General features: G+C 44.4%; 16 protein-coding genes and 1 rRNA gene. 11 read left to right on the plus strand and 6 right to left on the minus strand.

Annotation, left to right across the window (positions count from 1 at the left end; all coding sequences use genetic code 11):
- Nucleotides 1-97, plus strand: a 5S ribosomal RNA gene (rrf, locus tag J2T58_RS10790); the annotation flags it as partial.
- Nucleotides 98-453: 356 nt separating this feature from the next.
- Here the strand turns inward: rrf and J2T58_RS10795 are convergent.
- Together J2T58_RS10795 and J2T58_RS10800 are read right to left on the minus strand one after the other, a co-directional pair.
- A complete protein-coding gene (locus J2T58_RS10795; RefSeq protein ID WP_253489912.1) occupies nucleotides 454-606 on the minus strand; it encodes a hypothetical protein in 153 nt (50 codons plus the stop codon).
- A gap of 79 nt (nucleotides 607-685) precedes the next feature.
- On the minus strand, nucleotides 686-1,540 hold the full coding sequence (locus J2T58_RS10800) for an alpha/beta fold hydrolase (RefSeq protein WP_253489914.1): 855 nt from the start codon (nucleotides 1,538-1,540) through the stop codon (nucleotides 686-688).
- 268 nt (nucleotides 1,541-1,808) lie between these two features.
- Between J2T58_RS10800 and J2T58_RS11265 the strand changes: the two genes are divergently transcribed.
- From J2T58_RS11265 to J2T58_RS10810, 3 genes are all read left to right on the plus strand, one after another.
- Entirely contained in the window at nucleotides 1,809-2,639 is an 831-nt protein-coding gene (locus tag J2T58_RS11265) for an ATP-binding protein (protein ID WP_253489916.1), read from the plus strand.
- A 113-nt stretch (nucleotides 2,640-2,752) separates the two neighbouring features.
- A complete protein-coding gene (locus J2T58_RS11270) occupies nucleotides 2,753-2,836 on the plus strand; it encodes a hypothetical protein (protein ID WP_366518474.1) in 84 nt (27 codons plus the stop codon).
- Nucleotides 2,837-3,049: 213 nt separating this feature from the next.
- Nucleotides 3,050-4,126 carry a radical SAM protein gene (locus J2T58_RS10810; protein ID WP_301287548.1) on the plus strand — a complete coding sequence of 359 codons (1,077 nt, stop codon included), beginning with the start codon at nucleotides 3,050-3,052 and terminating at the stop codon, nucleotides 4,124-4,126.
- Nucleotides 4,127-4,151: 25 nt separating this feature from the next.
- Here J2T58_RS10810 and J2T58_RS10815 read toward each other — a convergent pair whose 3' ends face one another.
- Complete coding sequence (locus J2T58_RS10815; RefSeq protein ID WP_366518475.1) at nucleotides 4,152-4,394, minus strand: phenylalanine--tRNA ligase beta subunit-related protein; 243 nt, start codon at nucleotides 4,392-4,394, stop codon at nucleotides 4,152-4,154.
- A 46-nt stretch (nucleotides 4,395-4,440) separates the two neighbouring features.
- Nucleotides 4,441-5,199, minus strand: coding sequence for a flavodoxin family protein (locus J2T58_RS10820; RefSeq protein WP_253489920.1), 759 nt, complete (start codon nucleotides 5,197-5,199; stop codon nucleotides 4,441-4,443).
- Between the two features lie 151 nt (nucleotides 5,200-5,350).
- Here J2T58_RS10820 and J2T58_RS10825 point away from each other — a divergent pair, with 151 nt between their 5' ends.
- The 4 genes from J2T58_RS10825 to J2T58_RS10840 all read left to right on the plus strand — a co-directional run bounded on the left by J2T58_RS10825 (nucleotide 5,351) and on the right by J2T58_RS10840 (nucleotide 6,591).
- A complete protein-coding gene (locus tag J2T58_RS10825; RefSeq protein ID WP_253489922.1) occupies nucleotides 5,351-5,659 on the plus strand; it encodes a UPF0175 family protein in 309 nt (102 codons plus the stop codon).
- 67 nt (nucleotides 5,660-5,726) lie between these two features.
- Nucleotides 5,727-5,951 (plus strand): hypothetical protein, encoded by a 225-nt coding sequence (locus J2T58_RS10830; RefSeq protein ID WP_253489925.1) that lies wholly within the window; start codon nucleotides 5,727-5,729, stop codon nucleotides 5,949-5,951.
- A complete protein-coding gene (locus J2T58_RS10835; RefSeq protein ID WP_253489928.1) occupies nucleotides 5,952-6,227 on the plus strand; it encodes a hypothetical protein in 276 nt (91 codons plus the stop codon).
- Between the two features lie 70 nt (nucleotides 6,228-6,297).
- Complete coding sequence (locus J2T58_RS10840; RefSeq protein ID WP_253489931.1) at nucleotides 6,298-6,591, plus strand: type II toxin-antitoxin system HicB family antitoxin; 294 nt, start codon at nucleotides 6,298-6,300, stop codon at nucleotides 6,589-6,591.
- 126 nt (nucleotides 6,592-6,717) lie between these two features.
- Here the strand turns inward: J2T58_RS10840 and J2T58_RS10845 are convergent, their stop codons facing one another.
- Together J2T58_RS10845 and J2T58_RS10850 are read right to left on the minus strand one after the other, a co-directional pair.
- On the minus strand, nucleotides 6,718-6,891 hold the full coding sequence (locus tag J2T58_RS10845; protein WP_211531547.1) for a hypothetical protein: 174 nt from the start codon (nucleotides 6,889-6,891) through the stop codon (nucleotides 6,718-6,720).
- Nucleotides 6,878-7,441 carry a nucleotidyltransferase domain-containing protein gene (locus J2T58_RS10850; protein WP_211531548.1) on the minus strand — a complete coding sequence of 188 codons (564 nt, stop codon included), beginning with the start codon at nucleotides 7,439-7,441 and terminating at the stop codon, nucleotides 6,878-6,880. Before J2T58_RS10850 ends, J2T58_RS10845 begins: the two co-directional genes overlap by 14 nt.
- Before the next feature lie 481 nt (nucleotides 7,442-7,922).
- Between J2T58_RS10850 and J2T58_RS10855 the strand changes: the two genes are divergently transcribed.
- From J2T58_RS10855 to J2T58_RS10865, 3 genes are all read left to right on the plus strand, one after another.
- On the plus strand, nucleotides 7,923-8,786 hold the full coding sequence (locus tag J2T58_RS10855) for a hypothetical protein (RefSeq protein ID WP_253489934.1): 864 nt from the start codon (nucleotides 7,923-7,925) through the stop codon (nucleotides 8,784-8,786).
- An 86-nt stretch (nucleotides 8,787-8,872) separates the two neighbouring features.
- Complete coding sequence (locus tag J2T58_RS10860; protein ID WP_253489937.1) at nucleotides 8,873-9,607, plus strand: radical SAM protein; 735 nt, start codon at nucleotides 8,873-8,875, stop codon at nucleotides 9,605-9,607.
- A 17-nt stretch (nucleotides 9,608-9,624) separates the two neighbouring features.
- A complete protein-coding gene (locus J2T58_RS10865; protein WP_253489939.1) occupies nucleotides 9,625-10,365 on the plus strand; it encodes a glycosyltransferase family A protein in 741 nt (246 codons plus the stop codon).
- Nucleotides 10,366-10,419: the final 54 nt, after the last annotated feature.

The raw sequence follows: 10,419 nt of genomic DNA on the forward strand, positions 1-10,419 counted from the left end.
CACCCGGACTCATTCCGAACCCGGCAGTTAAGCCCACCTGCGTCGAACACTGTACTGAGGTACGAGAGTCCTCGGGAACTGTTCAACGCTGCCAAGACCACTTCTTATTATTCTAAAAACCATCACACAAGAGCGGATGCAGTACCTTTTCTCATGTACAATCTCTTCTTCTGATACCTGATCGTTACCCTGAATAAAGAAAAGAGGGGGTCGAAATTGGGGTTGTTGCACAGAGCAGGGAGTGCGGTAATCCCCGGCACTCTGGCAGATACTACTCTCTCCTCAGGGTATATAGCAGCATGCAGCGGAGGGTGAAAGTGAAGGTGGCTTTTATTCACTGCTGGCTCATCTGGATATTCTTTGTTTATTCAGGGATTCGTTACTTTCAATGTCGGTTCAAGAATCCTTCGTGCAGCTTCTCCTTCATTGCTTTTCACTTTGAACCACTTTCTTTCAATAGGCATGTACAGGAATGGAGTTGCCAGACGGTTGAGGATCGATTCTGCCGCCCTCCGGTATATGCCCATCTGCCAGAAGATTTCCATTTGTGATCTTCTCATACGTCCGTCTCTGGAAATCCATGATCTCTTCACGTGTCAGGTTCATAATTTCTACAATTGATGAGAAGAGATAGAATTCGGATTATCCTCGCTATATAAGGGATACTAACCGAATGTTAAAAAGATTATATCTGATGGAATTCATCCATTGCCAGGAAGAAGAGCACACTCTCTCCGTACTCAACAGGTGCGTAATGGAACCCGGCATGAGGAATGCCCTTGAACCGGACAAGCCACGATCCATCGATCTCGCCTGCAATCTCTACTGAGACCGCATCAGGGGTCAGAACGTCATCTGTACCTACGAGAAGCATCACATCCTTCTCGATACCAGAGAGACCGCCAAACGATCCATTCCATGCAAGGTTTGCCTCTGCTTCCTGACGCACTCCTTCAGGAGTTGCGGGATCAATAGCGGTCGATTCGATGAGACCGAGAAGCGTCTTTGTCTCAGGAATCCGGATACTGTATGTGGATGAATCAAGTATGAGTTTCCTGACCTTTTCAGGATGATCGATTGTAAGCTGCTGGGAGGTGGTGGATCCCATGGAGACACCGTAGACATGCATGCTGTCATAACCTAGCACAGTCATCAGTGCAGCAGCATCGTCTGAAAACTGGTAGATTGATGGGGGTGTTGTGTATGCACTGCTCTGCCCCATTCCCCGGTGGTCATAGATGTACACATGGTACTCCGATGCAAGGATACTGATGAATGTCTCGTTCCAGCCCCCCATGGTAGCGCCAAATCCTTCGATCAACAGGAGAGGTTCACCTGACCCAAATTCCTGATAGGCAAGCGTAACGTCGTTTACATCTGCATACTGAATGGGGGTTTCATCGAATGATATCACCGGGAGCTGCCGGGTCTCCTGTTGTGCAGGTTGCGTTGTATCACTCGTGGCTATACATCCGGCTGTTGCCAGAAGGGTTAAGGCAAAAAATAGCAGAGTGAGTGTGAAAATCGATCTTCTATCCATACTACATCCTCATGTTTGAGTATTGTAATTCTATGATTAATGTATTTTTTTGTAGATCAATAGAGAAATAGGTTTTGATTCCAACAAGGGCCGCGGAGAAATGCCGTTAAACCATGAGGGTATTGTTTTTATGACCTCATCGTGATTGTGTGAAGAACTATGCCTGAATCTTCATTGAATAGATGAGGTTCATGACGGCACAGTTGAAGAGATTCTTCCCAAACATCGGACCATCTCCCGGACCCGGACAGTTCTCACCGATGCGCTTGTGGCGAAGATATACCAGTATCTCGATTCAAGTTCGACATCCCACGCGAAACAACAGATCCCCGCCAAGCGAATCTGGGAACTCCTTATCAAGGAGAACAAAACCGTCAGCTACACCTCGGTGAGGAAAGTGGTATCAAAGTATCGCGCCGCTCACGCCATTCGGACGGTGAGTATCCTTCAGGATCCACAGAAAGGTATCCGGGCCGAATTTGATTGGGCTATGGTCATTCTTCGGATCAAAGGTATTGAGCATCGGTACTCCCTGGCCGTCATTGTCTTGCTATGTTCCCGAGATCTATGGTTCCCGCCAAATTCACTTGAAATCCTCTTTAAACAATTGCGAATTAATGGGGTGTACGAGTATTTCCGTGACTGCCAGCCTGATATCGAGGAACTTGAGATGCACATGAAACTGGCGCTCCAGACCGAACTGAATAAACGACGGGTGAATCGTCAGATAAAAGCACTCCGACAGGCTCGATTCCCAACAAAGAAATTGTTTGAAGACCTTGACCCCAATCTCCTTCCAAAAGAAGAGAGATATGCTATTTCTGCATTAAAATCCCTCGGATTCCTGAAGGAACAAAGGAATGTCATATTGATTGGAAACTCAGGGACAGGGAAGACACATCTGGCAATTGCTACCGGGATGCTTGCATGTGATAACGAGTATCGCGTATCGTCTCGGACCGCTGCAGCATTAATTAATGAAATAGTCAATCCACGGGGCCAAAAAAGGCTTTCGGTCTATCTACGCCAATTCAAAAAGATCGACCTGTTAATCCTTGATGAACTTGGATACGTATCGTTCGACCGGGCAGGAGCATAGTTGCTCTTCCAGCTGCTTGCGACACGATATGAAACGATGAGTCCAATCATCACATCAAATCTGTCTTTTCAGAGTGGGTACGCAGATTTCATAATAAGACGTTAACAGCAGCAATTCATGATCGAGTAACACATCAGGCAGTGATCCTAAATATGAACGGAAAGAGTTTCAGAAGGGCACAGGTGGCAAAATATTAATATTATATTAAGATTCTATGAACACATAAGGGGTCAAATTTAAACGGGTGAGAGGGGTCACTTTTAGAGCGGCGAAAACATGGCTGTATCGATCCTCATCGATATAATGAAGAATAGACCGCGGATGGCAGGTATTTATATGGCAAGAGTGAGTCAGGTCGGCCGGATTCGGGTCTTAAATTTACATCAATATGGAAAAATTACCGTGATAATATGAAAAAAACAGCAGGCTTGAGGTTTTTAAAGAACCACCTCTCCAATCGTGTGTTTGGTTCTACCAAGCGTCCGACCTATGCGTATATTACCATTACCTCACGGTGCAATTCCCAATGCAGGTATTGTGATATGTGGAAAAATAAACCATATAACGAGCTGAATACTGACGAATGGAAAAGAATTATCGATGAATTAGTACAACTTGGTGTTGTGACCCTGACGTTTAGCGGCGGAGAGCCTTTTCTTCGCAAGGATTTGTTCGAACTTGCGTCGTATGCAAAATCGCGAGGATTAATCACGATGGTTGTTACAAACCTGAGTTTATTCAAAGAACGTGATATTGGGAAAATAGCTGAAAGTTTTGATTTTTTCGGAATTTCGATCGACAGTACACAGCCGGAGATTTATAAGGAAATCAGGGGTGTGGACTGGTTAGAACGAATTAAAGAAGATGTTCCCAAATTGATGACTGGCCTTGCTCTGTTAAAAGCTGAGGTGAACATTTGTGGAATGGTCACCATAACGAATAAAAATTCAGATGAAATGCATGACGTACTCCACATGATTTTTGATGATCTCGGAATGGATACCGTATCGTTTAATTTATTAGACCCAAGTGGAGGTGCAAATGCCAAAGAGCTGACACCAACCGCAGAACAAATAAATGATTGTAAACAGGTCATTTCTGATCATAAATCATCGTATCCAATCAGTAATTCCACGCGATTCCTCAGCCAGATAGGAAATTTTGATTACCGGTGTAATCCCTGGAAATGTATGCAGATAAATTCAATGGGTATTTTATTATCCCCCTGCCTCTTCTCTTCATCGAGACCTGATATTTTCCCGGATGGAAAGAAAACAGATCTGTGCAAACATAAATTATCTGACGTATGGAGAGAAAACCAGGAGATTTATTCTAAATATGCCAATTGTAACCTGTGTAACCTTGGATGTGTTGTAGAATCCGCATGGTCGACGTACGATTTGAACTTTGTATTAAATGACAGTTTTCGTGGTACGATTTTACCAACAATGAAAAGAGTGAACGAGCGAAATGCCGGAAGGAGATAATCCCAAATCCCTGGCAGTGTCCTAATTAACAATACTTAATAACTGTATGAAAAAATATGCAATATGCCTCCTCAGCAAACCGCATGGTTAGATCGCCAGAGAGTCTTCCGGCATCGAAGGCGGCGATGGGGATGCTGGAGCTGGCCGATCTCAGGTTATAGGCGTCAACAGCGGGTTTGATTGCTGGAAGCGCTTTTCCTGCGAGAATCCTCCGGACTAGTGCTTCGAATGCAGGACGTGTCTTTGTGGGATCGACCCCCAGCTCCAGAAGAAGTCACGCAATGCCCGGATTCAGGAGCCGGGGGACTCCCTTCCTATCTGTACTCGGGATTTGGATGTTCGAACCTGCATCCGGCCGCCCATGCACTCCTCTGGTTGCCGTGTGCCGGGATGCCCCCCATCTCCTTCATTACCCGTGCCATATGCATCAGGTTCCATGTCATGAATGTGGTGTTGCGGTTCGTGAAGTCGTTCTCCGGACCTCCGGACCCGGGATCCAGGTATGATGGGCCGGGGCCGATCCCCCCAAGCCATGCAGCATCGGCCTGCGGCGGTATGACAAAGCCGAGGTGCTGGAGGGAGTAGAGGATCCCCATTCCGCAATGCTTTGCTCCATCCTCATTGCCGGTGATGAGGCAGCCCCCGGCCCGCCCATAGTACGCATACTGCCCATGCTCATTCAGTTCGCCGGACTGCCCGTACAGCCTTTCGATCACCTTCTGGCAGATCGAGCTCTTCTCGCCGAGCCAGATCGGCGAACAGAGCACCAGGATGTTGGCGTCCATCACCTTCCGGAATATGGGCGGCCAGTCATCCTTCTCCCACCCCTTCTCCCGCATATCCGGATAGACACCATAGGCGATATCATAATCGACCGGCCTGATCACCTCGACGGCAACCTGGTTCTTCTCCATGATCGCCTGGGAGACCCGGATCAACCCCTCGGTATGCGAGAGCTCCGGTGTCTTCTTCAGCGTGCAGTTGATGAAGAGCGCCTTCAGGTCAGAGAAGTCCCATCTGCTTTCTTCACAATCTTTCATCTGTTGCTCGTTGAGAACGGTTTCCTGCATCATCTCTCCTCCATCGATGGTCTGGTGGGGATTATATATTGGATGAGTTATTAAATGTTGGTCAGTTCTCACTGATTGTACGTGTACAATTCTTTGAACACAATGCAGGCTCTTTGATGGGCTATATCTGTAAAAGCGTGGCATACACCTGGATATGAATGACTCTTCTGTTCACTACCCCCCGGGAGTTTGTTTCTGCACTTCGCCTTCCCACGAATGGAGTAGAGTCAGCCCTCCACAGGGACCTTGCCCTTGCTCTCTCTATGAGGGGATACTCTCCTCAGGAAAGGCTGCTGGACTAGCTGGTCTGAAACGCTGTCAATGGGAGGTGCTTCTCGGGGTATGGAAGGTCTCGCGTCATTGTACGGAAGAAGATCTCCACGTGGATATCGCCTGTGGTTCGAGCGTTCGATACTGTAGTATGGTACCTCTTTTTATCACAGGTTTGGTAGGACTCTTATAGTGTCCTGCTGATATGGTATAGAATAACCATATGTATCATATGATACATCATTTACAAAGTGATTCAGATGGTTGGCCAGAGTACCTATAAGCGGATCCCCGTCTCCCCATCTACATGGGAGAAGCTTTCACTCATCAAGAAGCCGGGCGAAACATTTGACCAGCTCATCTCAGACCTGGTTGCTGAACGGGAGAAGCGGGATATTATCAGGCATGCAATGCAGGTCAGTGAGGAGGGAGAGTACCTCTCTCTGGATGAAGCCCGGGAAGCCTGGGGCCTGAATGAGGATTGAATGAAGGTTGAGATCGAACGGGCTGCCCGTGACTATGTCCTTGGGCTGCCCCTGAAAAGCAGGCGTATCATCCTCCGTCATCTCCGCACACTGGAAGCCCTCGATGTTCTCACTGATGCCTCAGGTATCGAGCGGCTGGGTGGAGACATATATAGAATGCATGTCAGCCGCACATATACTCTCATCTTTCGCAACGGCCCGGATCAGGGCCGCATCCGGGTGGTCGAGATTCTCCCGATAGATCTCGCACATAAACGGTATTTCAGATATAGATGAGCGGGTAGATGCGTGAAGAGTTCGATCAGGAGTCTGTGAATTATTATTTCGATCGGGGGATGACAGATCCATGAAGAGTGCTATGATTCTGGAATATCGTGAAAAAGCCCTGTCACACGCACGATATGAGATCATTGATGATGAAGAGTCTTATTACGGGGAGGTTCCGGGACTGGCCGGGGTGTATGCAAACGGCAGGAGTCTCGAAGAGTGCCGGGAAAACTTAAAGCATGTAATTGAGGGATGGATACTGGTCAGAAGAGAGCAAAATCTGGCTGTTGTAAGTATCTTCAGAAAAGCCGGTTTCATTGAGGAAGAGAACAACAGGGGATTGTTTTCGCCGATTTTTTTAATTAATCAGTGAGTATTTGATTAACCCTGTTAACGAACCGCTCAGCATAGAGAATCGCTGCACTTACCTCCGTATCTGCCGGAGCAGGAGCAAAAGAATACTGGCTGTCATGTCTCTGTGTTCGCATTCTCCCAAACATCAATACCCCATGTACGCCCCCGACCTACTCATTCTGTTTGCACCAACTCCTATCACCAAACGTGCTTCATCCAGATATGCTGATGCAAGCATAAGCGATTCTCTTGCCTTTTCCGGTGATGGCCTGACTTTCCTGAGAAGTTTCTCCTTGTAGCAATCTTCAATACTCTTCAATTGATTCACCTTTGAGTGTATACCCTGTACGTACCAGACTACGATAGAACGGGGTATCCGTCTCCTTGAGGTCTGATAATCGGTTGGATGTCAGGATGAGGATATGTGTCTCAACTCCCACGTCCTCAGAGATTGCCTTCTCCATCCTTGCCGCCATCATCTCGAGATCCGGTGCATATTCGGGTACGAGAAGATAGAGATCAAGATCACTCCCTGGTCGGTTTCTCCCTTCTGCAAAGCTCCCATACACACCAATCCCTTCTACACGTTCGGGAAGTCCGGCTGGAATTACCTGCATGAGATGATGTATGTTGAGCAATCGCTTCATTGCAAGGCTGATAGGATTCTCAATCCAGCGATATATCCTGCCCTCTTTGGTGCAGAGCCCTCCCTCAACGAGAAGATGCATATACCGGGAGACGAGGGCTTTTGAGACGCTGAGTGCCTGTACTATCTCTGTTGCGTTGACTTCCTGCCGGGTGGATACATATCTGAGTATGCGTATCCGCTCCCCGGTTTTGAAAAGATCAGATAGTATTGTTTCTTCCATTTGTTTCTGCTCTGCGAACAATATGTTTCCATTTCAGAAACAAATAGTTTCCGCTTCGGGAACATATGGCAGGATACGGGAGTACATCTGTTCTTTTGTTTCCGGTGTATCAATACCCCCTCTTCCCCGGGATCACCCCTCTGACCCGACTGATTCATTTGGAAGCTTCGTTAGGTCGACCATGGTTGATATCTTTTGAACTTAAACACAAAAAACGGATGTGATTTTTTTATCTTGTCATCAAAGAGTCCTTTTATATCTCTCTCCTCTGCCAAACTATCTTTCTTCTTCTGAAGACTAACATATCTGATCTAAACCCCACTATGCCGACTTAGCGGTATGAGCGAAGCAAATCCATTATGTCCCATTTTGTTTTTGATTGACTCAATACGGAGGTATTAGGTTTTCTCTCAAAATTGATCAAAGAAAATGAATAAATAAATTCAAAATAATGATTATTGTACTAAAAATGCTAAATACAGTGTCATTAGTCCTTAAAGCCAGCTTTCAGGGAGTGGATCTGCTTGATCGGCAAATACGCCACATTGTGAAAATGTTGGAGAAAAAACGCTTTTGCGAAATCATTCTTGTTTTTGATGCAACTGAGACGTATTTTATACGTCAATATTCTGAGCCCTCAAAAGAAGTAGCAATACAAATTGCAGAATCACTTATGCTTGAGGGGATCATTGATAAATGGGTTATTTCCCCTGCTGATAATCCAGAAGAGATTGAATCACTTTATGAACGTTGGTTTGGGCTCAAGACTAGAGAAACTCACTCTGTCTTGAATGCTCCCATGCTCCAACAATTATATGCATTTGAAATCACGAATGGAAAATATACTCTTCAAGCAGATGCTGATGTAATTATTTGCAGGCGAGATTGGAATCATAATTATTTAATGGATATGATAAAAGCAATTGAATCATCAGAAAAAGTCGTTTCAGTGGGATTCAATATTGCACACAAAAGCAATATTTTCCAACCATATATATCTCCAAAAATCGGAGATTACGTACCTGAAGTTAGGATTTGCCTATTTCAAAAAGAGCGTTTTCTATCACTCCGCCCCTTTCCAAATGAACTAATCAATGGAAAATTTAAACTCACTTGGTACCGTTCTCTCCACAAGCTTCAAAAACAAAGAAGGTTGGTTTCACTTCGTGGAGGTGATGGACGAACATTTTATATTCATCCACAAAACGATGTAAAAAAAGACTTGAATTTTTTATTTGGAGTAATGAAAAAAGTAGAAATTAATAGTATTCCAGAAATTCAATTTGAAAATGTCGACCTTACGGGGGACTCGAAGGATTGGGGAATTTTACCTGTGGGGGTTTAATTATATTAAAATTGCATAACCTCTGGCATATATATCGTGCATCTAAATTTGCAAGTATATTACATGGATTTGAATTTCTGACAAATATGAAAAGAATTGAAATTGATATAACTTATGATTGTAAATTACGATGTCCAAACTGTGCACGCTCATGCTCTCAGGCACCGGATGTCTTAGCAATGTCTCCTCAACAGATTGAGAGATTCATAAATGAATCTCTTTCAAATAATGTTACATGGGATCTAATAGGTGTTCTGGGAGGTGAGCCAATGTTGCATCCAGAAGTTGAAGAGATTCTGGAGGTTTTACTAAGTTATAAAATGGACTATTCCCCTGAATCAGTAATTAGAATCACTACAAGTGGGTATGGAAAAGTTGTTAAAGATGCATTATTACGTGTTCCTAAAGGTGTGGAAGTCAACAATACTAGTAAACAAAGTCCATATCAAGAAAAATTTGAACCATTTAATCTGGCTCCGGTTGATCAATGGAAGTTCTTCCTCTCAGATTATCGAAACGGTTGTAGTACGACAAGCGATTGTGGCCTAGGGTTAAATGCATATGGATATTATCCCTGTGGACCCGGCGGCTCTATTGACAGGGTTATGGGATTCGATATCGGATTGAAAAAAATTCCCTCCTCTCGTCAAGAGATTATTTCTCAAATGGATCAATTATGTCGGTATTGTGGACATTTTTGCAGTCGTCATTTCATTCCAAAGGAAGAGAGAGAAACTATTGTCGGAAGTCCTAGATCTCACTCGTGGATTAGTGCTTATGCTGCTTATGAAAAGAAAAAACCAGTGCTTACAAAATATTAACTCAAAAGGGAGATTAAATGATGAAAGAGGCCACTGTTGTTATTAGATGTAAAAATGATGAAGACGTCTTTAACTGCCTCTCCAGTATCGATGAAGATGTTGAAATAATCGTTGTTTTAAATGATAATCCAGACCTTAAAAAGCGTTTAGAGAGCCAAGGAGTAATTTGCCTCATCTCCCCACCAGGAAATTTATCTATTGTGTCTAATATTGGATTTGATGCTGCAACAACGGATAAAGTGATAATTACAGATTCGGACACAGTATTTGGAAAAAATTGCATAAGACAAATGATAATTGGATTAGAAACTCATGATGTTGTTCGTTCTCCTTTACGTTTTAAGATAAGCCAGAATGTCTTATCCCGTGAAATATCAGAGGCAAGAGATTATGTAAATGCCCTACCGGTGGTTTATACGCCGGGAATCGGAGTTACTAAGCGTCTACCATCCATGGTGAAAGGATTCCTTTTTGATAATGACATCCCTTTTGCAGTGGATGCCAACCTAAATTTTAGAATACAAAAGGAGTCATTAGCGGTTCTATATTTGCAGGATGTCTGGATCGAACATCGCGCTGAAGATGTTCATCATGATCTTCATGCAGCACGACGTATCGGGAGAGGATGCAGAGAGAGTAGAGAGAATTTGCACAAGCTCTATCCCAGGATGACGAAGAGAAAGATAGGAAAATCTCTCAAAGGTGTTAAATTTTCACATTATCTCACTTTGCGAACCCTTTGTAAAAGTACCACCTAATTATATTGAAAAACCATAAAGTACAATTATATGTACAAACAAATATAATGCCAG

It is taken from the genome of Methanocalculus alkaliphilus (assembly GCF_024170505.1).
Classification (GTDB): Archaea; Halobacteriota; Methanomicrobia; order Methanomicrobiales; family Methanocorpusculaceae; genus Methanocalculus; species Methanocalculus alkaliphilus.

Coding starts and splice junctions, on each gene's coding strand:
- J2T58_RS10795 (WP_253489912.1), bottom strand. CDS start 606: ATGAACCTGACACGTGAAGAGATCATGGATTTCCAGAGACGGACGTAT.
- J2T58_RS10800 (WP_253489914.1), bottom strand. CDS start 1,540: ATGGATAGAAGATCGATTTTCACACTCACTCTGCTATTTTTTGCCTTA.
- J2T58_RS10810 (WP_301287548.1), top strand. CDS start 3,050: ATGAAAAAAACAGCAGGCTTGAGGTTTTTAAAGAACCACCTCTCCAAT.
- J2T58_RS10820 (WP_253489920.1), bottom strand. CDS start 5,199: ATGATGCAGGAAACCGTTCTCAACGAGCAACAGATGAAAGATTGTGAA.
- J2T58_RS10825 (WP_253489922.1), top strand. CDS start 5,351: ATGAATGACTCTTCTGTTCACTACCCCCCGGGAGTTTGTTTCTGCACT.
- J2T58_RS10830 (WP_253489925.1), top strand. CDS start 5,727: ATGGTTGGCCAGAGTACCTATAAGCGGATCCCCGTCTCCCCATCTACA.
- J2T58_RS10835 (WP_253489928.1), top strand. CDS start 5,952: ATGAAGGTTGAGATCGAACGGGCTGCCCGTGACTATGTCCTTGGGCTG.
- J2T58_RS10840 (WP_253489931.1), top strand. CDS start 6,298: ATGAAGAGTGCTATGATTCTGGAATATCGTGAAAAAGCCCTGTCACAC.
- J2T58_RS10850 (WP_211531548.1), bottom strand. CDS start 7,441: ATGGAAGAAACAATACTATCTGATCTTTTCAAAACCGGGGAGCGGATA.
- J2T58_RS10860 (WP_253489937.1), top strand. CDS start 8,873: ATGAAAAGAATTGAAATTGATATAACTTATGATTGTAAATTACGATGT.
- J2T58_RS10865 (WP_253489939.1), top strand. CDS start 9,625: ATGATGAAAGAGGCCACTGTTGTTATTAGATGTAAAAATGATGAAGAC.